This is a genomic window from Neisseria sp. SLRRB23 (genome assembly GCF_050896295.1).
GTDB lineage: Bacteria > Pseudomonadota > Gammaproteobacteria > Burkholderiales > Neisseriaceae > Neisseria.
Window position 1 is genome coordinate 25,093 of record NZ_JBPBFH010000019.1, and the last position, 21,497, is coordinate 46,589.

The 21,497-nt window shown below is 52.1% G+C and carries 16 protein-coding genes and 5 pseudogenes; 5 read left to right on the forward strand and 16 right to left on the reverse strand.

Annotated features, from left to right (window positions below):
- Positions 1 to 513 precede the first annotated feature (513 nt).
- Both rho and ppsA read right to left on the reverse strand, forming a co-directional pair.
- Positions 514 to 1,773, reverse strand: a complete 1,260-nt coding sequence (rho, locus tag ACRPFF_RS06570) for a transcription termination factor Rho (RefSeq protein ID WP_003710445.1) — start codon at positions 1,771 to 1,773, stop codon at positions 514 to 516.
- A 223-nt stretch (positions 1,774 to 1,996) separates the two neighbouring features.
- On the reverse strand, positions 1,997 to 4,381 hold the full coding sequence (ppsA, locus tag ACRPFF_RS06575) for a phosphoenolpyruvate synthase (protein WP_432674154.1): 2,385 nt from the start codon (positions 4,379 to 4,381) through the stop codon (positions 1,997 to 1,999).
- A 410-nt stretch (positions 4,382 to 4,791) separates the two neighbouring features.
- On the opposite strand from ppsA, the gene ppsR reads away from it, so the two are divergent.
- Positions 4,792 to 5,613 (forward strand): posphoenolpyruvate synthetase regulatory kinase/phosphorylase PpsR, encoded by an 822-nt coding sequence (gene ppsR / locus ACRPFF_RS06580; protein WP_107859319.1) that lies wholly within the window; start codon positions 4,792 to 4,794, stop codon positions 5,611 to 5,613.
- Positions 5,614 to 5,676: 63 nt separating this feature from the next.
- Here the strand turns inward: ppsR and ACRPFF_RS06585 are convergent, their stop codons facing one another.
- Genes ACRPFF_RS06585 through ACRPFF_RS06595 form a run of 3 tightly spaced genes read right to left on the reverse strand, consistent with a single transcriptional unit; the run spans position 5,677 to position 8,213 of the window.
- Positions 5,677 to 6,339 (reverse strand): HAD family hydrolase, encoded by a 663-nt coding sequence (locus tag ACRPFF_RS06585; protein ID WP_432674155.1) that lies wholly within the window; start codon positions 6,337 to 6,339, stop codon positions 5,677 to 5,679.
- Positions 6,336 to 7,346: a cation diffusion facilitator family transporter gene (locus tag ACRPFF_RS06590; protein WP_314168897.1), complete on the reverse strand. Its 1,011-nt coding sequence runs from the start codon at positions 7,344 to 7,346 to the stop codon at positions 6,336 to 6,338. The genes ACRPFF_RS06585 and ACRPFF_RS06590 overlap by 4 nt, the downstream gene beginning before the upstream one ends.
- 39 nt (positions 7,347 to 7,385) lie before the next feature.
- On the reverse strand, positions 7,386 to 8,213 hold the full coding sequence (locus ACRPFF_RS06595) for a ferritin-like domain-containing protein (RefSeq protein WP_432674156.1): 828 nt from the start codon (positions 8,211 to 8,213) through the stop codon (positions 7,386 to 7,388).
- 304 nt (positions 8,214 to 8,517) lie between these two features.
- Here ACRPFF_RS06595 and lolA point away from each other — a divergent pair, with 304 nt between their 5' ends.
- The 3 genes from lolA (at position 8,518) to ACRPFF_RS06610 (ending at position 11,170) form a co-directional block, all read left to right on the forward strand.
- Positions 8,518 to 9,141 carry an outer membrane lipoprotein chaperone LolA gene (gene lolA / locus ACRPFF_RS06600; protein ID WP_432674157.1) on the forward strand — a complete coding sequence of 208 codons (624 nt, stop codon included), beginning with the start codon at positions 8,518 to 8,520 and terminating at the stop codon, positions 9,139 to 9,141.
- 280 nt (positions 9,142 to 9,421) lie between these two features.
- On the forward strand, positions 9,422 to 10,561 hold the full coding sequence (locus ACRPFF_RS06605) for a polyamine ABC transporter substrate-binding protein (protein WP_432674158.1): 1,140 nt from the start codon (positions 9,422 to 9,424) through the stop codon (positions 10,559 to 10,561).
- Between the two features lie 72 nt (positions 10,562 to 10,633).
- Positions 10,634 to 11,170: a gamma carbonic anhydrase family protein gene (locus ACRPFF_RS06610; RefSeq protein WP_432674159.1), complete on the forward strand. Its 537-nt coding sequence runs from the start codon at positions 10,634 to 10,636 to the stop codon at positions 11,168 to 11,170.
- Positions 11,171 to 11,239: 69 nt separating this feature from the next.
- On the opposite strand, the pseudogene ACRPFF_RS06615 reads toward ACRPFF_RS06610, so the two are convergent.
- Both ACRPFF_RS06615 and ACRPFF_RS06620 read right to left on the reverse strand, forming a co-directional pair.
- Positions 11,240 to 11,341, reverse strand: a pseudogene (locus tag ACRPFF_RS06615) (gamma carbonic anhydrase family protein); the annotation flags it as partial.
- Positions 11,342 to 11,527 (reverse strand): annotated as a pseudogene (locus tag ACRPFF_RS06620) (gamma carbonic anhydrase family protein); the annotation flags it as partial. It abuts the pseudogene before it with no gap.
- A 159-nt stretch (positions 11,528 to 11,686) separates the two neighbouring features.
- Between ACRPFF_RS06620 and ACRPFF_RS06625 the strand changes: the two are divergent.
- Positions 11,687 to 11,878: pseudogene (locus tag ACRPFF_RS06625) on the forward strand (IS3 family transposase); the annotation flags it as partial.
- Between the two features lie 24 nt (positions 11,879 to 11,902).
- On the opposite strand, the gene copM reads toward ACRPFF_RS06625, so the two are convergent.
- The 9 genes and pseudogenes from copM to ACRPFF_RS06670 all read right to left on the reverse strand — a co-directional run.
- Positions 11,903 to 12,286: a CopM family metallochaperone gene (gene copM, locus ACRPFF_RS06630; protein WP_432674160.1), complete on the reverse strand. Its 384-nt coding sequence runs from the start codon at positions 12,284 to 12,286 to the stop codon at positions 11,903 to 11,905.
- A 241-nt stretch (positions 12,287 to 12,527) separates the two neighbouring features.
- Positions 12,528 to 14,123: a peptide chain release factor 3 gene (locus tag ACRPFF_RS06635; protein ID WP_432674161.1), complete on the reverse strand. Its 1,596-nt coding sequence runs from the start codon at positions 14,121 to 14,123 to the stop codon at positions 12,528 to 12,530.
- A 221-nt stretch (positions 14,124 to 14,344) separates the two neighbouring features.
- On the reverse strand, positions 14,345 to 15,847 hold the full coding sequence (gene pta, locus ACRPFF_RS06640) for a phosphate acetyltransferase (protein WP_432674162.1): 1,503 nt from the start codon (positions 15,845 to 15,847) through the stop codon (positions 14,345 to 14,347).
- Between the two features lie 240 nt (positions 15,848 to 16,087).
- Entirely contained in the window at positions 16,088 to 17,152 is a 1,065-nt protein-coding gene (locus tag ACRPFF_RS06645) for an ABC transporter ATP-binding protein (RefSeq protein ID WP_301668359.1), read from the reverse strand.
- A gap of 21 nt (positions 17,153 to 17,173) precedes the next feature.
- A complete protein-coding gene (locus ACRPFF_RS06650) occupies positions 17,174 to 18,691 on the reverse strand; it encodes an ABC transporter permease (RefSeq protein ID WP_432674163.1) in 1,518 nt (505 codons plus the stop codon).
- Positions 18,692 to 18,755: 64 nt separating this feature from the next.
- The gene (locus ACRPFF_RS06655) at positions 18,756 to 19,751 is read right to left on the reverse strand and encodes an iron ABC transporter substrate-binding protein (protein ID WP_432674164.1); all 996 of its coding nucleotides are present in this window, start codon (positions 19,749 to 19,751) and stop codon (positions 18,756 to 18,758) included.
- 253 nt (positions 19,752 to 20,004) lie between these two features.
- Complete coding sequence (locus ACRPFF_RS06660) at positions 20,005 to 20,475, reverse strand: DMP19 family protein (protein ID WP_432674165.1); 471 nt, start codon at positions 20,473 to 20,475, stop codon at positions 20,005 to 20,007.
- Positions 20,476 to 20,532: 57 nt separating this feature from the next.
- Positions 20,533 to 21,363: pseudogene (argH, locus tag ACRPFF_RS06665) on the reverse strand (argininosuccinate lyase); the annotation flags it as partial.
- 7 nt (positions 21,364 to 21,370) lie between these two features.
- Positions 21,371 to 21,497: pseudogene (locus ACRPFF_RS06670) on the reverse strand (NADH-quinone oxidoreductase subunit H); the annotation flags it as partial.

Here is a 21,497-nt window from a genome sequence, read left to right on the forward strand (position 1 = left end):
GGCGCGGGGAATTGTGCCGATGTGCCGCCCTGTGTGAAACAAATCCCTTGTTTGAACGTGAAAATAGTGCATCCGATCCGTCGTATCCGTTGTCCGGCAGGAGGGTGCATCCTCAGGCGGCGCATATGGGGGCGGATGGATTGTCAACAATCTACCGTAGGAAAATATACAGAGGTTTGGAGGATAAGGCAAAATATTGTTGACAATATTTCCGTTTAATAAAATTAATTTATTGATTAATATTTTAAAAAATTTTAGTTATGAAATAAAAATAAAATTTATATAAGAATGGACGCGGTTTGCTGCAATCTCGAATCAAGTTCCCGCATCGGTTTTCAGTGCCGGTACGGATGCCTTAAAGCCGGCTTTGCAAAGGCTGCACATTCGGCGGGCAGATACGGACACTGCCGGCGGTTGCGCCGTTACCGCACCGGGACCGTGTGAATGAAAATGCCGTCTGAAACCCGATTTTCAGGCTTCAGACGGCATTTCGCATTAATGCGGGCGGCGCGTTTATTTTCCGCGCATCAGTTCAAAGAAATCATCATTGTTTTTAGAGGCTTTGATTTTTCCGATTAAAAATTCGGCAGCTTCGATTTCATCCATCGGGTGCAGGAATTTGCGTAAGAGCCACATACGTTGCAGCTGGTCGTTTGGAACAAGCAGTTCTTCGCGGCGCGTGCCGGATTTGTTGATGTTGATGGCGGGGAAGAGACGTTTTTCCGCCATACGGCGGTCAAGGTGCAATTCCATATTGCCGGTGCCTTTGAATTCTTCGTAAATCACATCGTCCATACGGCTGCCGGTTTCAACCAATGCGGTGGCGATGATGGTCAGCGAACCGCCTTCTTCCACGTTGCGCGCCGCGCCGAAGAAACGTTTGGGGCGATGCAGTGCGTTAGCATCGACACCGCCGGTCAGGATTTTGCCCGAGGTAGGCACGACGGTGTTGTAGGCACGGGCAAGGCGAGTAATCGAATCAAGCAGGATGACCACGTCTTTTTTGTGTTCCACCATACGCTTGGCTTTTTCAAGCACCATTTCGGCAACTTGGACGTGGCGTTGCGCCGGCTCGTCAAAGGTGGAGGAGACTACTTCGCCACGGACGGAGCGGCTCATTTCGGTAACTTCTTCGGGACGCTCGTCAATCAAGAGGACGATGAGCTCGACTTCAGGATAGTTTGCGGTAATGGCATGGGCAATATTTTGCAGCATCACGGTTTTACCGCTTTTGGGCGGGGCAACCAAGAGGGCGCGTTGACCTTTGCCGATGGGCGAAATCAGGTCGATGGCTCGTCCGGTCAGGTTTTCTTCGGACTTTAAATCGCGTTCCAGTTTTAACTGTTTGGTTGGAAACAGAGGAGTCAGGTTTTCAAACAGGATTTTATGGCGGCATACTTCCGGGTGGTCGCCGTTGATGGAATCCAGTCTGACTAGGGCAAAATAGCGTTCGTTGTCTTTGGGGACGCGCACACTGCCTTCGATGGTGTCGCCCGTATGCAGGTTGAAGCGNCGGATTTGGGTGGGTGAGACATATATGTCATCAGGACCCGCAAGATAGGACGTGTCCGCGCTGCGGAGGAAACCGAAACCGTCGGGCAGGATTTCGAGTGTGCCGGAGCAGGTAAAACTCTCACCTTTTTTCATCATTTGACGGACGATGGCAAAAACCAAGTCTTGCTTGCGGAAACGGTTGGCATTTTCGATAGCGTGTTCTTCTGCCAACTCTAAAAGTTTGGAAATGTGCAGGGTTTGTAATTCAGAGACGTGCATAATAATGATATATAGAAGAGGAAAAGACGGGCGGATGCCGTCTGAAAGAAGAAGCTGACCGTTGCCGGTTGCTCGGAGAATGGGGGAATTGTAGGCAGTCGGCGTGCAGGTGTCAAATATTATCTCAGGCGGGGTTAGCCTTTATCGGCAGGATATATCGCTTGAGTAAAGTCGTTTGGAAAAATACCCCCGAGCTTTTCAGGCTTGGGGGTATGGGCATTGATTATTTATTCAATTCATCAGCCAAATACAGCCAGGTTTCGATGACGGTATCCGGATTCAGGGAGACGCTTTCTATGCCTTCTTCAACCAGCCATTTGGCAAAGTCCGGATGGTCTGACGGGCCTTGACCGCAAATCCCGACGTATTTGTTTTGTTTGCGGCAGGCAGAGATCGCCAAGTGCAACATTACTTTAACGGCAGGGTTGCGTTCATCGAAGGATTCGGACACCAAGCCGCTGTCGCGGTCGAGGCCGAGGGTCAGCTGGGTCATATCGTTAGAGCCGATAGAGAAGCCGTCGAAGTATTGCAGGAATTGTTCTGCCAATACCGCGTTGCTTGGCAACTCGCACATCATGATCAGGCGCAAGCCGTTTTTGCCGCGTTCCAAACCATTTTCTTTCAGGGCTTTAACAACGGCTTCGGCTTCGCCCAAAGTGCGGACGAACGGAATCATGATTTCGACGTTGGTCAGACCCATTTCGTCACGGACGTGTTTCAAGGCTTTGCATTCGAGGGCGAAGCAGTCTTTGAAACTTTCGGCGACATAACGCGCCGCGCCGCGGAAGCCCAGCATCGGGTTTTCTTCGTGCGGTTCGTAGATGCTGCCACCGACCAAGTTGGCGTACTCGTTGGATTTGAAGTCGGACATACGGACGATGGTTTTACGCGGGTAAACCGATGCAGCCAATGTTGCCACGCCTTCTGCGATTTTATCGACATAGAAGTCGACAGGGGACGCATAGCCGGCGATGCGGCGGGTAATTTCCGCTTTCAATTCGTCGTCTTGTTTGTCAAATTCCAACAAGGCTTTGGGGTGGATACCGATTTGGCGGTTGATGATGAATTCCATGCGTGCCAGACCGATGCCTTCGCTGGGCAGATTGGCAAAGCTGAATGCGAGCTCGGGGTTACCGACGTTCATCATTACTTTTACAGGTGCTTTAGGCATGTTGTCCAAAGCAACATCGGTAATTTGTACGTCCAGCAGGCCGGAGTAGATAAAGCCGGTATCGCCTTCGGCGCAGGATACGGTAACTTCTTGACCGTTTTTCAGCAATTCGGTTGCATTACCGCAGCCGACAACGGCAGGAATGCCCAGTTCGCGCGCGATAATCGCTGCGTGGCAGGTGCGTCCGCCGCGGTTGGTCACGATGGCGGAAGCACGTTTCATCACGGGTTCCCAATCCGGATCGGTCATGTCGGTAACCAGTACGTCGCCGGCTTCGACGGAATCCATCTCGGAAGCATCTTTAATCAGGCGTACTTTACCCTGTCCGACTTTTTGACCGATGGCACGGCCTTCGCATAATACAGTTTTGTCGCCGTTGATGGCGAAGCGGCGCAGGTTGCGGCTGCCTTCTTCCTGGGATTTGACGGTTTCGGGACGGGCTTGCAGGATGTAGAGTTTGCCGTCCAAGCCGTCGCGACCCCATTCGATATCCATCGGGCGGCCGTAGTGTTTTTCGATGGTCAGTGCGTAATGCGCCAACTCGGTGATTTCTTCGTCGGTAATGGAGAAGCGGTTGCGGTCTTCCTCGGGGACATCGACGTTGGTTACGGATTTACCGGCTTCTGCTTTGTCGGTAAAAATCATTTTGATGTGTTTCGAACCCATGGTCTTGCGCAGGATGGCAGGTTTGCCTGCTTTCAGTGTGGGTTTGAATACATAGAATTCGTCGGGGTTGACTGCGCCTTGGACGATGTTTTCACCCAAGCCGTAGGATGAAGTGACAAAGACGACTTGATCGTAACCGGATTCGGTATCGAGGGTGAACATCACGCCGGATGCGCCGCTGTCGGAACGCACCATGCGTTGTACGCCGGCGGAAAGGGCGACGATGTCGTGTTCGAAGCCTTTATGTACGCGGTAGGAGATGGCGCGGTCGTTGTACAGGGAGGCGAATACGTGGCGCATGGCTTCTTTAACATTTTCCAAGCCATTGATATTCAGGAAGGTTTCCTGTTGTCCGGCGAATGATGCGTCCGGCAGGTCTTCGGCAGTTGCGGAAGAACGTACGGCAACGGAAATGTCCGCACCGCCGGCATCGGCAACCATTTTGTTCCAAGCCGTTTCGATTTCGGCATCGAGCTGTTCGGGGAACGGGGTGTCCAAAATCCATTGGCGGATTTCCTTGCCGACACGTGCCAGTTCGGCAACGTCTTCGACATCCAATTTTGCCAATGCGGCAGAAATGCGTTCGCTCAGACCGTTGTGTGCGAGGAATGCACGGTAGGCATCGGCTGTTGTGGCAAAGCCTCCGGGAACGCGAACGCCTTTTTCAGTCAGTTGACTGATCATTTCGCCCAGCGAGGCATTTTTTCCGCCTACACTTTCAACATCTGTCATACGCAGGTTTTCAAACCAGATTACGTAGTTGTCGGCCATTTGTGTGTCCAATCTAAAATATGTTAAAAAAGAAACAAATCCGCACCCTTATTTTAAGCGATTCGTTCCTATGCTGTCATGTGTTTTATCTGTTTAAATCGTGATGCCGTCTGAAAAGTTGCAGTTTTCGGGGTATGTAATGGTTTGAAATTCTTTACCGGCAAACATGTTTTTCCTTGGGTGTTTTCTTTGTAAAACAGGTGGTTTTGAATAGGTTAATATTTTCTTGGCAGATTTTTGTTCGATTTATTGGCATTTTCTCCTGCTAAATTTGTTTTGGGTTGTGGTTTGTTTCAAATTTTTATTTTCCCGTTTTCGTGTAATCCGAGGTAGGGGCGGTATGTGCGCCTTCCTTATGTTTGTTGCTGCTGTTATGATGTGTGCTTCAATCTTTATTTTGAGGATGGAAGATGAGCAGTTTGCGCCACGTGTTTTATATCTCCGACCGCACCGGGCTGACGGCTGAGAATATCGGTGAGGCCTTGTTGAACCAGTTTGGTAATTTAGAGTTCAAGCGCCATACGCACCCGTTTGTCGATACGCCTGAAAAAGCCAGGGCGGTAGTGGAGAAGGTGAATCGGAATATGCAGGAAAACGGACAGCGTCCGATTGCGTTTGTCAGTGTGGTTGATGACGAAATCCGTCGGATTATCAAAGGGGCGGATGCTTTTCAGATTAATTTCTTTGAGACTTTTTTGGGACTGTTGGAGAAGGAACTCAATACCGAAGCCACTGCATCCGGGCAGGGGCATCACAGTATCGGTAATACGAAGCGTTATGATGCGCGTATGGAGGCGGTGAATTTCTCATTGAACCACGACGACGGGGTCAGCGATAAGAACCTTCAGGAAGCGGATGTAATCTTGATGGGTGTATCGCGTTCGGGCAAAACGCCGACCTGCCTGTATTTGGCGTTGCAATACGGCATCCGGGCAGCCAACTATCCATTGATTCCCGATGATTTGGAATCCAGTGATTTGCCGCGTATGGTCAAACCTTACAAAGACAAGTTGTTCGGCCTCACCATTCAGCCCGAACGCCTGCAGGCCATCCGCCAAGAACGCCGCCCGAATTCAACTTATGCCAAAATCGATACATGCCGCAGCGAGGTGGCGGACGCGCAGAGTATGTTCAGACGGCATGGGATTCCGTTTGCGAATACGACGGATAAATCGGTGGAAGAGCTTGCTGTGCACATCCTTCAGGCGTGCAAGTTGAAGCGTAGGTTCTGATGTGGTGTCGAGGTTGTACCGAAATGTGGGAAATGCCGTCTGAAAGGTTTTCAGACGGCATTTTCATACCTGTTTTTTGTTAAGGCAGCCGATTAGTTCGATCGGTGTGGCGATGCGGTAGTCGGGTTGCCATGAGTCGGTATCGTCTTCATCTGAAATGTAGCCCCATTCGGCGAGGACGGTCGTCATACCGGAGTTGCGGCCTGCTTGGATGTCGCGTTCGGCATCTCCGACGTAGAGTGTGTGTTGTGGGTCGGCGTGGATTTGTCCGCACGCATACAGCATGGGTTTGATGCTGGGCTTGGGCTCGTCGCAGGTGTCGCCGCTGACGACGACGGCGGGTGGGNNGATGAAGCCGAGTTTGGGNACGAGTTTGTCGGTGAAGCGCATGGGTTTATTGGTGATGATGCCCCATTTGATGCCGCGTNTNCCGAGTTCGGCGATGAGTTTGTTCACGCCGTCGAAGAGGGTGGTGTCTTGGGCGTAGCGGCTGTCGTATTCGTCTAGGTATTCGGCGCGCCATCGGGTGTAGTCGGTGTGGTCGGGGGTAATGCCTGCGCCGAGTTTGAGCAGTCCTGCCGCACCGTGTCCGGCATACGGGCGGATTTCCGCGATGCTTTTTTCGGGCAGGTTGTGGCGGCGCAACACGGCGTTGAGCGCGCCGCCGAGGTCCGGGGCGGTGTCGGCGAGCGTGCTGTCGAGGTCGAACAATACGGCTTGTATCATAAGGCTTCCTTTGGTTTTCCGATGGGTTTGCCTGCAAGGCTTTGGGTTTGACAGCGGCAATGGTGCGCGCCGCCGGTTTTGTTGGCGCACAAGACGCTGTCGGGATGCGGGTGGTGTTCGCTTTCGATTTGGATGGTGCAGTGTCCGATATTTTTGTGGGACAAACCGTGTTCGATGCGGTAGGCGATTTGTTCGGATTCGGCAACGGTTATGCTGCCGTCCACGACGATGTGGCAGGATAGGGCGTTGATATTGCTTGTAATCGTCCAGACGTGTAAGTCGTGGACGGATTTTACGCCTTCGGTGTTGCGGATAACGTCGAGCAGGTCGTCGGTGCGGATGTTTTCGGGTGTGCCCTCCATCAGGATGTGCAGCGTTTGTTTGAGCAGGCTCCGGCCGCTTCGTCCGACCAGCGCGGCAACGAACATACTGACGAGCGGATCTGCCCATTTCCAGCCGAACGCCATCATAAGTACGGCGGCGGCAATCGCGCCGACCGAGCCGAGAAGGTCGCTTAAAACGTGCAGATACGCGCCGCGCATATTGACGTTGGCTTCGGTGTCGCTGTTTTTCAGCATATAAACTGCCACGCCGATGTTGACCAGCAGTCCGATAATGCTGATGACGAGCATCCCCGGCGTGGCGATTTCGGGCGGATAAAGCAGGCGTTTGACGGCTTCGTAGAAAATCATTACGGCGATGACCACCAGCGACAAGCCGTTGAACATGGCGGTGAGGATTTCAAAACGTTTGTAGCCGAAGGTCTTTTGCAGCGTGGTTTCTTTTTCGCCGAGTTTGAATGCCCACAATGCCGCGCCCAAGGAAAACGCGTCGCCGAACATATGCCCAGCGTCGGAAAGCAGCGCGAGCGAGTGGGTCAGCCGGCCGCCGGCCGCCTCCAGCAGCATAAAGGCGGCGATGATGATGAACGACACGCGCAATACTTTTTTATTGGCGGTATGCGTGTGGGCGTGTGCGTGATGATGGTGTTCGTGATGGTGAGACATAATGTTCCTCAGCAGAGGTCGTCTGCGGATTCAGGGTTTTCAGACGACCTTTTTGTTCTGTTTCAAACCCTGCTCGAAATCTTCCAACATATCCAATTCGAAGCGGCTGAAGCCCGCTTTTTCCCGCGCTTCGATGTTCACATAGCCGCGGAAGATAAACATATCGTAACGGGCAATCAGACTGCGGAACAGGGTAATCGGTTCCAAACCGCGTTCGCGGCAGAGGTGTTGATACCAATGGTTGCCGATGGCGACATGGCCCACTTCGTCGCGGTAAATGATGTCCAACACGCCGCAGGTTTCCGAATCGCCGCGCTGCTCCACCTTCGCGCGTATCCCCGGCGTAACATCCAGCCCGCGCGCTTCCAATACGCGCGGTACCAACGCCATGCGCAACAGCGGGTCGTAGGCGGTTTTATACGCCATGTCCCACAAATGGTTGTGCGCCTCGAAGTCGCCGTAATCGAAGCCGAAAGCGCGCAGCCTTTCGCGCATCAGGCGGAAATGGTAAACCTCTTCCTTCGCCACTTTCACCCAGTCGCGTAAAAACTGAAACGGCAGCGTGCGGAAACGGTATGCCGCGTCCAAAGCCAGATTGATGGCGTTGAACTCAATATGTGCAATCGCGTGCAGCATCGCCGCATAACCTTCGGTCGTGTTCATCTTGCGCGGCGTCAGCTGCGACGGCGCGACCAAAACAGGCTTAGACGGCCGTCCCGCGTGGCAGAAGTCCAGCAGCGGAGCGTTTGTTTCAGCACCGTCCATGTTCTGAACGGCGGCAAACGCTTCATCCGTCAGCCGTCCTTTTTCATCGGGGTCGTCTGAAAGCAGGGCAAGTTCGAGCAAGGCATAAATATCAGGTTTCATTCCAAGTCCGCCGTTTTTCGGAAAACAAACATTATAGCGTTTAAAAAAAACAATATAAGGAATATAATCTTTACAATTTGGCGTTGCGCGTCAAAAACCATGAAATACCACAGTTTGCACAGTCGGCATACATTAAAGAATTGTGAAACCCGATTGTCTTTTCTGTAGGAAAAAATCCCGAATCTTCAAAAAATTAGCCCTTGGAAAACACTGTTTGGAAAATGTAAACCGCCCATAAGCGGCTTGCATTGTTATTTTGTAACATCGATACTGGGCGCAACATCCCTTCCAACAAGGAAAAATAATGATGAAACAACACAACCTGCTTAAATTCCTCGCTGCTTGCTCCCTGAGCGCAACCATCGGTTTCGCACAGGCAGGCGCAGTGGATGCACGCAAGAAATTCAACAACGATGCCGACGGTATCAGCGGCAGCTTCACCCAAACCGTCCAAAGCAAAAAGAAAACCCAAACCGCACACGGTACTTTCAAAATCCTGCGTCCGGGCCTCTTCAAATGGGAATACACCAAGCCCTACAAACAAACCATTGTAGGCGACGGTCAAACCATTTGGCTCTATGACGTTGATTTGGCACAAGTGACCAAGTCCTCCCAAGACCAAACCATCGGCGACAGCCCTGCCGCCATCCTCTCCAACAAAACCGCCCTTGACAGCAGCTACTCCCTCAAAGAAGACGGCTCGTCCAACGGTATCGACTACGTCTTGGCAACGCCTAAGAAAAACAACGCCGGCTACCAATATATCCGTATCGGCTTCAAAGGCGACAACCTCGCCGCCATGCAGTTGAAAGACAGCTTCGGCAACCAGACCTCCATCAGCTTCGGCAGCCTGAACACCAAACCCAACCTTTCGCGCGGCGCATTCAAATTTACGCCCCCGCAGGGTGTGGACGTATTGAGCAACTGACTTGTTTGTTTGGCATTATGCCGTCTGAACGTATGGCACGTTCAGACGGCATATTCGTTTAAGATGGCGGAGCAGGTGCATTGTTTGAAAATAAACGGCTGCACATATATTTTTTTTCCGGCATTAAAATTAAGTATTGCACTGCCGCGTCTTTTGCCGTTTAATTCAGTCCAGCTGAATCAAGGGCACAAGGAAGCAAGCCGGCCGCCCCCACAGTTTCCCTTTTGTATGTGGTATCGGACCACTGCAATGTTTTCTTTTTCACAAAAGGACTGTATCCATGAGAAAAATCTTGATGGCGGCGGCAGTTTTCGGCCTCGTCTTGACTGCATGCGGCGGTGGCAGCCAAACCACCGCAGAGCCCGAAGCATCCCAAGTGCAACATACTGTTTCCGACAAACTCAATATCTATAATTGGTCGGATTACGTCGATCCCCAAACCCTCTCCGATTTTGAAAAAGATGCCCATCTCAATATCCGGTACGACTATTATGACAGCAACGAGGCGCTCGAAGCCAAGCTGCTGACCGGAAAGTCCGGTTATGATTTGGTCGTACCTTCCGTCGCCAATGTCGGCAGGCAGATTAAAGCCGGCGCATACCGGAAAATCGATAAAAGCCTGATACCCAATTACGCCAACATCGATGCCTCCCTGCTGGAAATGATGGCGGAAGTCGATCCGGGCAACGAATATGCCGTCCCTTATTTTTGGGGCATTAATACCTTGGCAATCAATACGCAGCAGGTGAAAAAGGCATTGGGTACGGACAAATTGCCCGAAAACGAATGGGATTTGGTATTTAATCCTGCATATACGCGCAAACTGAAATCCTGCGGTATCAGTTATTTTGACAGCGCAATCGAACAGATTCCCCTGGCATTACACTATTTGGGCAAAGACCCCAACAGTGAAAATCCCGAAGACATCAAAGCCGCCGTCGATATGATGAAAACCGTCCGTCCGGACATCAAACGCTTCACTTCTTCAGGCTATATCGACGATATGGCGACCGGNAACCTGTGTGTCGCCATCGGTTACGGCGGCGATTTGAACATTGCCAAAACACGTGCCCGGGAATCGGCAAACGGTGTGGACATCAAGGTATTGGTACCGACAACCGGCGTGGGTGTATGGGTGGATTCGCTGATGATTCCTCGTGATGCGCAAAATGTCGCCAATGCCCATAAATATATCAATTACACCCTGGATCCGAAAGTTGCCGCGCAAAACGGCAGTTTCGTAACCTATGCACCGGCCAGTCTGCCTGCCCGAGAACTGATGGATGCGAAATATACATCCGACGCATCGATTTTTCCGACTAAAGAACTGATGCAGAAAAGTTTCATCGTATCGCCGAAATCCAGCGATGTCAGCCGTCTCAGTGTCAGACTGTGGCAGTCGCTTAAGGCTGGAAAATGAGCCGTGCCGTTTGAGCCTGTTTCAGACGGCATCTAGAGAATAAGTCGGACAACGGCAGTAAAGGAGAAAAAAATGAACGCAATCCGAACTTTCCAAAACCACACTCCCGAAATCCACGAAACCTGCATGATAGACGAAGCGTGCGTCGTCATCGGAGAAGTGTCGCTTGCCGATAATGTTTCCGTATGGCCGTATGCCGTATTGCGCGGCGATGTGAACAGCATTGTCGTCGGTGCGCGCAGCAATATACAGGACGGCAGCGTTTTGCACGTTTCCCACAAAACCGCCGCCAAACCCGAGGGCTCGCCGCTTGTTATCGGAGAAGATGTAACCGTTGGACACAAAGCCATGTTGCACGGATGCCGTATCGGCAACCGCGTCTTGGTCGGTATGGGCAGCACCGTTTTGGATGATGCCGTGATTGAGGACGAAGTGATGATCGGCGCGCGCAGCCTCGTGCCTCCGCGCAAACGTTTGGTGGGCGGCTATCTTTATGTCGGTTCGCCGGTCAAACAGGTGCGCGTGTTGACCGATGAGGAAAAAGCCTTTTTGAAGTATTCGGCTGCGCATTATGTAAGGCTGTCGCAACAATACCGACAAGCGGAATAAGATTTTGGGTTGAATAAACATGCCGTCTGAAATTTTGGGTTTCAGACGGCATGTTTGTTTTCTGTTACCTTACAGCTTCACCGAATGCTCGCGTGTTTCGTGGAACACGATGTCCGGCCAGCGTTCTTGCGTGAGTCCCAGATTCACGCGGTTAGGCGCGAGGTAGGCGAGGCCGTCCTGTATATTGCTGCGCGCGCCGACGGTAATGCTGTTCACGTTGCCGCGCAACACGGCACACGGTCACACGGAAATATCTTCGGCAAGCGACACTTCGCCGATGACGACGTAGGCTTCGTCTATCATACAGGTTTCGTGGATTTCGGGCGTGCGGTTTTGGAAAGTTCGGATTGCGTTCATTTTTCCTTCTTCGGTAAGGTATATATTGTTAAAGGATTTATTAAACATTCCCTCTGATTACTTTTAAAATTCTGCCTGTAATATCGACTCCGAATAATGTGATTATCGGGAATATCAGCTTATATATCAACTTATTGGACCTTAACAGCATAAACCTTATTAGATAATAGTGCGATGGAAAGCTTCTTTGGACGATTAAAAATGGAATGTTATTACGGTAAATGATTTGAGACGTTCTAACAACTGGAAAAAACGATTCATGAGTACATTCATTATTACAACCATGAGCGCATTCAGGGGAAACTAAAAGGACTGAGCTCTGTGAATTACAGAACTCAGTCCTTGAACTAAATCAGTCTAACTTTTGGGGTTAGATCATTTTACGGAGCTTTTTTTGTTGTGTGCTTTAAGCCATTTTTGCATTTGTTCAATTTCCGCTTGTTGTGCGTTAATAATATCCTCAGCAAGCTTACGCATCTCAGGATCCTTTCCGTATTTTAATTCAACTTCCGCCATTTTTACTGCGCCAATATGGTGTGGCAACATACCTGCTGCAAAAGCAACATCAGGATCTTTATATTGCGCAGCTGCCATCATGTCTTGATTCATTTGATTCATACCTTGCATTAATTCTTGTTGCATTGCAGAATCTGTCGACATTGGCATATTCATGTGTTCTTGATGCGGTTGTTCATTAGCTTGGGCATAATTTGAAATTGCAACAGCGCTAAGTGTGATAAAAGTCATAAGTTTTTTCATGTTTTTCGCCTATGTGATAACTGAAGGAGCACAAATTATAAACTTTGACCTAAGGTTAAGGTCAACATTCATTCCGAAAATGTTTGGTGAGATGCTAAAAGCTAAAATAAGACAATATTTGAGCTGCGTTACGGATTTATGTTGCTGCTGTGCCTGACCATTGGAAAGTTTGCTTGGGATTTATTGGGTTGATATCGAATGAAAAAAAGGCCGTCTGAATGTTTCAGACGGCCTTTGTGTTTTACAGTTTAACCGAATGCTCGCGCGTTTCGTGGAACACGATGTCCGGCCAGCGTTCTTGCGTCAGATTCAGGTTGACGCGGTTAGGTGCGAGGTAGGCGAGGTTGCCGCCCGCGTCGATGGCGAGATTGCCCGCGTTGGCTTTTTCAAATTCAGCCAGCTTTTTCTTGTCTTCGCACGATACCCAGCGCGCCGACCAGATGGATGCGCTGTCGAACACGGCTTCCACGCCGTATTCGTTGGCGAGGCGCGAGGTTACGACTTCAAATTGCAACACGCCGACCGCGCCCAAAATCAAATCCGCGCCGCTCATCGGTTTGAAAACCTGCACCGCGCCTTCTTCGCCAAGCTGTTGCAAACCTTTTTGCAGTTGCTTGATTTTCAGCGGGTTTTTGATGCGGACGCTGCGGAACAGTTCGGGCGCGAAGAATGGGATGCCGGTAAACGCCAGTTGTTCGCCTTCGGAGAAGCTGTCGCCGATTTGGATGTTGCCGTGGTTCGGGATACCGATGATGTCTCCGGCGTAGGCTTCTTCCACCAGCTCGCGGTCGTGCGACATGAAGGTTACCACGCTGGAGGCGGCGATTTCGCGGTTGATACGCAGGTGTTTCATCTTCATGCCGCGCTCGAATTTNCCGGAGCAGACGCGCAAGAAGGCGATGCGGTCGCGGTGTTTCGGGTCCATATTGGCTTGGATTTTGAAGATAAATCCGGAGAATTTCGGCTCGTCCGGTTCGACCATGCGTACGGTCGCGTCGCGCGGTTTCGGCGCGGGCGCCCATTCAATCAATGAATTGAGGATTTCCTGAATACCGAAGTTGTTAATCGCCGAACCGAAGAACACGGGCGTGAGTTCGCCGGCGAGAAATTCGTCAAGATTAAATTCATTGGAAGCGGCCTGCACCAATTCGATTTCGTCGCGCAGCTGCTGGATTTCCAGCGGAAAGCGTTGTTCCAATTCGGGATTGTCGATGCCTTTGATGATGTCGAACTCGTGCGGCAGGCGTTCGCCACTCGCTTCAAAGAGATAGATTTCGTCGTTCAGGATGTGGTACACGCCTTTGAAGTTTTTGCCCATGCCGATCGGCCAAGTAACGGGCGCGCAGCGGATTTGCAGGATGTTTTCCACTTCGTCCAGCAATTCCAAAGAATCGCGCACTTCGCGGTCGTATTTGTTCATGAACGTGACAATCGGCGTATTGCGCAGGCGGCAGACGTTCAAGAGTTTGATGGTTTGCGCTTCCACGCCTTTTGCTGCGTCGATGACCATCAATGCGCTGTCCACGGCGGTCAATACGCGGTAGGTATCTTCGGAGAAGTCTTGGTGTCCCGGCGTATCCAAGAGGTTGACGGTATGGTCTTTGTAGTCGAACTGCATCACGCTTGATGCCACGGAAATGCCGCGCTGCTTCTCGATGTCCATCCAGTCGGAGGTGGCAAATTTGCCGGTTTTTTTGCCTTTTACCGTACCCGCGCTTTGAATCGCACCTGAAAACAGCAGCAGTTTTTCGGTCAGCGTGGTTTTACCCGCGTCAGGGTGGGAGATGATGGCAAACGTGCGGCGACGACGCACTTGGTCGAGGATTTCTTGGGACATGGTTTTCTTTGCAAAAAGTTTCAGGCCGCCAGCAGACGGCCCGAATAATGTTTGGGATGGACGGATTGTACAAAAAAGTGCTTGATAATTCAATGCTTGGAGCGCAGTTGTATGGGTCGTGCCGTATCGGGATAAGGTAATGGTCTGAAACGGAGGGGCTTATTGTCAAAATGCCGTCTGAAACCAAATCAAGTTTCAGACGGCATACTTTTGGGGCTTTATCAGCCTTCCATTTGTTTTGCCTGAACCGCAGTCAGGGCGATGGTAAACACGATGTCTTCTACCAGTGCGCCGCGAGATAGGTCGTTGACCGGTTTGCGCAGGCCTTGCAGCAGCGGACCGACGCTTAAGACGTTGGCGTTGCGTTGGACGGCTTTATAGGTGCAGTTGCCGGTGTTCAGGTCTGGGAAGACCAAAACGGTTGCCTGTCCTGCCACCGGGCTGCCCGGGGCTTTCGATTTGCCCACGCCCGGCACGGTTGCCGCATCATATTGCAGCGGGCCGTCGATAGCGAGGTCGGGGCGTTTTTCTTGGGCAAGTTTGGTTGCTTCGATAACGGTATCGACATCGGGACCGCTGCCGGAGCTGACCGTAGAGTAGGAAATCATGGCCACTTTCGGGTCGATGCCGAAGGCTTTTGCGGAATCGGCAGACTGGATGGCGATGTCGGCAAGCTGTTGCGCAGTTGGGTTCGGATTAACCGCGCAGTCGCCGAAGACGAGGACTTGGTTGGGTAGCAGCATAAAGAATACGCTGGATACGAGGCTTGCACCCGGTGCGGTTTTAATCAGTTGCAAAGCGGGGCGGATGGTGTTGGCGGTGGTGTGAACCGCGCCGGATACCAGGCCGTCCACATCGTTTTGCGCCATCATCATCGTACCGAGTACCACGGTGTCTTGCAGTTGTTTGCGCGCGTCTTCGGGTGTCAGGCCTTTGGATTTGCGCAGTTCGCACATCGGCTCGACGTATTGTTCGACCAATGAGGCGGGATCGATGATTTCCAAAGAGTCGGGCAGGCTGATGCCGCGTTCTTTGGCAACGGCTTCGACTTCTTCGCGTTTGGCAAGCAGGACGCAGCGGGCAATGCCTTTTTCGTGACAGATGGCGGCGGCTTGGACGGTGCGCGGCTCGGCACCTTCAGGCAGGACGATGCGTTTATCGGCTTTGCGGGCGAAGTCAATCAGGTTGTAGCGGAATTGGGCGGGCGAAAGGCGTTTGGTTTGTCGGTTTGCCAATACGGATACGTCTTTCAGCGCGCTGCTTGAGCCGAAGAACGTTAAACCGGTTTTTTCGGCAGCCGCTTCGGCAACGGAGGCTGCCGCACCGTCGACAATAAAACCTTCCAATACGCCCGGTGCAGTGGCAAAGAACTGTTTGGCAAGGTTCAGCCGGTGCGCCAGTTCGTCTGCATCGGCGTTGTCGGAACGGACGGCAAATACGGCGGCAGCGTCCAAAGAGAGCGCCAGTTCGACGTTTTTGCCTGCAAGGTAGATTTTGTCGGCATCGGGTGCGATGCCTTCGATAATGAGGTTGTCGGCATCGAGTGCGGCAACTTTACCGACCGTCGCGTCAAACCAGTCGTCGCTTTTGCCTTGCGCCAACAGGGCTTCTGCTTGTGTGTCAAAGGCTTGGAAAACTTGTGCGTTCAAGGCTTTTGCAAATGACCGGGCGGCGGCGGATGCGTCAAGTCCGGCAGATACGGGTACGATGAGTACTTTTGCCATGATATATCCTTTCGTATGCTGCGGTGTGCGGCATGTATGTTGGAAGTGTTGTGATTTGAGGGGAAATGTCGGGATAGGCTATTTCCCGTCCGGTTTGCGCAAACAGGTATTTTCTGTTTTTGAGCGGCAGTCGGTCTTACGCTGCCGCGTGTTTCTATATTAACAAATAAATTATGTTTTCAACAAGATGAATATCGCCAGACATTGGCACGCCTTTCAGACGGCATGGTGTTTCCAAACTTACGGGGCAGGTTGTTCCGGGAAAAACAGTGCTTCTGAATTCAAGTAGATGCGTGTCTGTGTGCCGTCTGAAAAATCGGGTGCGTAGGGGGTGTTCAGCGTCAGGATGGTTTGCTCGATTTTCAGGCGGATTTGGATGTGGCGTGCTTTGGGTATGGCGTTGAGGATGGTGGCGGATAATTCGGCAGCATGGGTGTTCGGGCAGTTGAAGCTGAATTGTTCCGGACGGATGAGCAGTGTGCCGCGTGTGCCTGCGGGTAAGGTGTTTCCGACGGGGAGCCTGCCTAATTCGGAGTCTGCCGTACCGTCGGCGTTGAGTGTGGCGGGCAGGGAGATACCTTCGCCGATAAATAGGGCTGTTTCAAGGTCGGCAGGTTGTCGGTACAGTTCGTGAGGGGCTGCAGTCTGGAGGATGCGCCCCTGTTTCATGACGGCAATCCGGTCGGCGTATTGCAGGGCTTCTTCCCGGTCGTGGCTGACGAAAACGGCAGATTTGCCGTTGGCGCGCAGGGCGGCAATCATGTCTTCGCGAATCTGGCGGCGCAACTGTTCGTCCAGTGCGCTGAAGGGTTCGTCCAACAAAATCAGTTCGGGATCGGGGGCGAGGGCGCGGGCGAGGGCGACGCGCTGTTGCTGTCCGCCCGAAAGTTCGTGCGGATGACGGTTTGAGAGTTCGGAAATGCCGGTCAGGGTCATCATGGCTTCGATGCGTTGCCGCTCCTGCGCCGTCTTGCCTTTGCCGTTGCCCAGTCCGTAGGCGATGTTGCGGTAAACGGTCAGGTGGGGGAACAGTACGCCTTCTTGTACGACGTAGCCCAAACGGCGTTCGCGGACGGGAAGGTTGGTATTTTCTGAATAGATTGTTCTTCCGTAAAGCGAGATTTCTCCGGAATCGGGCTGTTCAAAACCGGCAAGGCAGCGCAGCAGCGTGGTTTTGCCGCAACCTGATGCACCGATGACGAAGAGGATTTCCCCTTTGCCGAGTGTGAGCGAGATATTTTGCAGAACGGCATGGTTCTGAAAGTTTTTGGTCAGTTGGCGGATTTGGAGTGCGGGCGCGGTCATAGTCGGTCTTTCGCAGCAGTGTTATTTGAAGGCGTATTTTTTCAGTATGAATACGGGCAGGCCTGAAAACAGTACCAGCATAAGGGCATACGGGGTGGCGGCGGCATATTGTGCGTCTGACGTGTATTCCCAAACGGCGGTGGAGAGCGTGTGGACATCATCTGCGGTTAGCAGCAGGGTGGCGGTCAGCTCTTTCATCAGGTTGAGGAAGACGAGTGCGAATGCGGCGGTAATGCCGGGCAGGATGGACGGCAGCCCCAACGTCCTGAAAATAAAGAAGTGTCCGCGCCCCAATGTTGCGCCGACCTGTTCCATGCCTTTGGGGAATTGTTCCAAGGAAGTCCTCAGGGTGGTTTGCGCCATCGGCAGGTAAAGCATGAAATAGGCAAGGACGACGACGATAAAGGTTTGGTAAACGGATGGTGCATAGTTGATGCTGAAATAAATCAGCGACAAGGCGATCACCAGGCCGGGTACGGCGTGCAGCAGGAAGGGCAGCCTGTCTATCCATACGGTTATCAGGTTGCGGTAGCGTACGGATGCCCAAACGAGCGGCAGTGCACACAATATGGTCAATAATGCGCCGGCGGCGGATACGCCCATCGATCGGGCAAATGCATCGAATACGGATACGAGTTCAAATGTGCCGGACGAGCCGACCATCATCCAGCGGATAAGGATGCCGAATGGGATGACGATGCTTAAAACCAGCAGCGAGCCAAGAAAAAATACTGTGCAGATTTGCGCAGGCAGCTTCATCGTTTTGACTGGGTAGGGGCGGGCAACGCCTTTACCGCTGTGATAGAGCTTGGTTTTTCCACGGAAAATGCTTTCTCCAAATACGACGATGCCGCACACTGCCATTAAAACGGCGGACAGCAGCGCGGCGGTGTTATTGTCGAACGACATTTCGTATTCTTGGAAAATGGCGGTGGTAAAGGTCGGATAGTTGAGTATCGATACTGCACCGAATTCAATCAGCATGTGCAACGCAATCAGCAGGATGCTGCTGCCGATGGCAGGTTTGAGTTGGGGAAGTATGGCGGAAAAGAAAGTTTGCAGGCGGCTTTTACCCAAGGAAAGGCTGACTTCTTCAAACGACAGGCTGATGCGTTTGAGGGCCGCCTCGACCGGTAGGTAGGCGAGGGGAAAAGACGACAGGCTCATAATCATAACGGTTCCCCAAAATCCCTCCACGCGGAAAGTCAGGCTGATCCATGTAAAGCAGCTGACAAATGCAGGTATGCATAAGGGCAGAGTAATTGCCGTCTGAAAAAAGGTTTTGCCGAACAAGCGGTAACGTTGGAACAGGACAGCGCAGGTAATGCCCAAAACGATAGAAATCAGGGTAACGCCCAACATCAGCATCAGGGTGTTTCCCAGCAAATCAAACATGCGTGGGCGGAACAGCAGTTCGTAGGCGCGTGTTGCACCAACCTGCCACGAACGCATGGCGACATAAAGGAAAGGAAGGGTCAGCGGCAAGGCGATAAGCAGGATGAGGGCGGTCAGCCATGAGGGTATTTTGTTGCGGGACATAAATCGGATTCGGATAGAAAACGGTCGGACAGCAGGGTTGTCCGACCGTTTGAACGGAAAGAGTTTATTTCAGACCTGCCTGTTCGAGGAGGCGGGTGGCATTTTCTTTGTCGGCAATGGTGGTTGCAGATACTTCAGGTGCTTCCAATTTGGCATAAGGTTCCATATTGAACGGGGAAGACACGCCGGCGTGCAGCGGATATTCTGCGCGGACGGAAGTCAAGACCTGCTGTCCTTGTTTGCCGGCAAGGAAGGCGACGAATTTTTGTGCTTCGGCTTTGTTCGGGGAAGATTTCAGCACAGCCGCGCCGGAATAGGTAACGAGTGCACCGGGGTCTTTGTGGCGGACGAAGTTCAGGCGGGAATGGATGTTGTTCACGCCTTTTTCTTTGGCAAACGCATACCAGTAGTAGTTGTTGATGAGGGCGGCCGGCACTTCGCCGTTTTCGACGGCTTGGAGCGCGACAGTGTTTTTAGCATACAGTTTGCCGTTTTCTTTTAAGCCTTTGAGCCATTTCAGGGCGGCTGCTTCGCCTTTCAGTTTGACGATGGCGACAACCTGTTCCAAGAACGCGCCTGAAGTCGGTACATAACCGATACGGTCTTTCCATTTCGGCGTGGCGTAATTCAGGACGGATTTTTCCAAATCTTTTTCAGACAGTTTGCGGGTGTCGTAAACGACGACGCGCGAACGTCCGCTCAATGCCACCCAGTCTTTTTTGGCGGCAACCGGCACGCCTTTGCGGCGTGTGTCGTTAATCGTTTTTGCGGGGAGAGTTTCTAAGAGGGTGGCTGCGGAAAGCGTAACCAGCGGGGGGATTTGTTCGGAATAGAATACGTCGGCGGGGCTTCGGCTGCCTTCTTCTTTGATTTGTCCGGCAAGCTGGTCGCTTTTGCCGCTGTTAATTTTTACTTTGATGCCGGTGGCTTGGGTAAAGGCATCGGCAAGTGCCTGCGTGGCTTCTTTGTGTTGGCCGTTGTACACGGTAATGTCTGCCAGCGCGGGGGCGGCGGCGGTCAGGGCTGCGGCAAGCAGTGCGTATCGGATAGATGTTTTCATATCGATTTTCTCCTAATGAATGAGGGTGTATACCTTGTTAAGACATAACGGGGTGTAGTGTATTCCTTCTTTTTTATAAATGCAAATAATTATTTTTTTAAATTTGTTGTTGTCCGATCCAGTTATGGTTTGTTATGACTTGTATTTTTTTCCGTGCATCGCGCCCGTAAGGCGGAAAGCAGTGGGTAATGCGTGTCGGAATGCGGGCAAAGGCGGCATCTTGATTTGCCGGAATACTTGAGAACCCTTCCCTTTAAAATGCCGTCTGAACAGGGTTGCCGGAATAGTATTGCCATCCCAGCAGATACAGTTTGTCGGGGTCTTGCCAATATTGTTCATCCAGACTGTTCAGCAGCGAGGCGGTTTTGTTGTCGAGATGTTGTGTTATATCCCACATTTCTTTTAGGTTTTTACCTTCCGATTGGAGGTGGCGGATTTCTTTGTCCAATGCGTCTGCCGCCCGATGGATCAGCATTGCGCTGTGTACCGCGCCGATTTTTTTCAGAACGGAACAAGTCTTTTCGGCGGCGGGAAAACCCCAGTTGCAGACAAATTGCAGTATGCCGCCGTTGCCGATATCGGCTTCCGCCCGCCAAATCAAAACCAGCTCCTGTTCCCGTCCGCCCATGCTTTCGAGTTTGCCGTTATGCTGTTCAAAAAGTTTGTCCACCGCCTGCCACATCATCTGTTCGAAGCGGTCGGCTTGGGTATCCGTATCGGTCATAGTGTTCTTGCCTTTTAAAAATGCCGTCTGAACATTTCTTCAGACGGCATTGGGGGGCTAAGCCAACACTTCACGCCAGCGTTTGACTTGGAGGCGCACTTGTTCCGGCGCGGTGCCGCCCAAGTGGTTGCGGGCGTTTAAGCTGCCCTCGGGTGTCAGCACGCTGTAAACATCGTCGGCAATCAAATCGCTGAAACCTTGCAGGACTTCAAGCGACAATTCGCTCAAATCAAAGCCAGCTTCATCGGCATGGCGCACGGCTTGGGCAACGACTTCATGACTGTCACGGAAGGGCATACCTTTTTTGACCAAGTAATCTGCCAAATCGGTGGCAGTGGCGAAGCCCTGCATCACGGCGGCGCGCATATTGTCGGGTTTGACGGTTACGCCGCGCATCATATCGGCGTAAATCCGCAATGTGTCGATGAGCGTGTCGGCGGTGTCAAACAGCGGTTCTTTGTCTTCCTGATTGTCTTTGTTGTACGCCAAGGGCTGCGATTTCATCAGGGTAATCAAGCCGATAAGGTGTCCGATGACGCGTCCGGATTTGCCGCGCACAAGTTCGGGCACATCGGGATTTTTCTTCTGCGGCATGATGGACGAGCCGGTGCAGAAACGGTCGGCGATGTCGATAAAGCCGAAACGCGGACTCATCCACAAAATCAATTCTTCAGACAGGCGGCTCAGGTGAACCATAACCAGCGAGGCGGCGGCGGTAAACTCGACGGCGAAATCGCGGTCGGATACGGCATCAAGCGAGTTTTGGCAGATTTGCTCGAAACCCAGCAGTTCGGCGGTAATTTCGCGCCGAATCGGATAAGTCGTCCCCGCCAGTGCGGCAGCACCGAGGGGCATACGGTTGACGCGTTTGCGACAGTCGGTCATGCGTCTGTCTAAACGGCGCGCGGTTGGTTTCGGCAACGGCGGAAATCAGATAAACGATGAAGATTGGGAAGAGCGGCAGCCAGTTCCAAGAGAATACCGAACCGCCGGCAATACCTTTGGCTTGTGCGGCAACGATG

Excerpts from the sequence above, each read along its gene's own strand:
- ACRPFF_RS06655 (WP_432674164.1), bottom strand. The coding sequence starts at position 19,751 with ATGAAAACATCTATCCGATACGCACTGCTTGCCGCAGCCCTGACCGCC.
- pta (WP_432674162.1), bottom strand. The coding sequence starts at position 15,847 with ATGGCAAAAGTACTCATCGTACCCGTATCTGCCGGACTTGACGCATCC.
- ACRPFF_RS06650 (WP_432674163.1), bottom strand. The coding sequence starts at position 18,691 with ATGTCCCGCAACAAAATACCCTCATGGCTGACCGCCCTCATCCTGCTT.
- ACRPFF_RS06660 (WP_432674165.1), bottom strand. The coding sequence starts at position 20,475 with ATGACCGATACGGATACCCAAGCCGACCGCTTCGAACAGATGATGTGG.
- ppsA (WP_432674154.1), bottom strand. The coding sequence starts at position 4,381 with ATGGCCGACAACTACGTAATCTGGTTTGAAAACCTGCGTATGACAGAT.
- copM (WP_432674160.1), bottom strand. The coding sequence starts at position 12,286 with ATGAAAAAACTTATGACTTTTATCACACTTAGCGCTGTTGCAATTTCA.
- ACRPFF_RS06645 (WP_301668359.1), bottom strand. The coding sequence starts at position 17,152 with ATGACCGCGCCCGCACTCCAAATCCGCCAACTGACCAAAAACTTTCAG.
- ppsR (WP_107859319.1), top strand. The coding sequence starts at position 4,792 with ATGAGCAGTTTGCGCCACGTGTTTTATATCTCCGACCGCACCGGGCTG.
- lolA (WP_432674157.1), top strand. The coding sequence starts at position 8,518 with ATGATGAAACAACACAACCTGCTTAAATTCCTCGCTGCTTGCTCCCTG.
- ACRPFF_RS06610 (WP_432674159.1), top strand. The coding sequence starts at position 10,634 with ATGAACGCAATCCGAACTTTCCAAAACCACACTCCCGAAATCCACGAA.
- ACRPFF_RS06590 (WP_314168897.1), bottom strand. The coding sequence starts at position 7,346 with ATGTCTCACCATCACGAACACCATCATCACGCACACGCCCACACGCAT.
- ACRPFF_RS06595 (WP_432674156.1), bottom strand. The coding sequence starts at position 8,213 with ATGAAACCTGATATTTATGCCTTGCTCGAACTTGCCCTGCTTTCAGAC.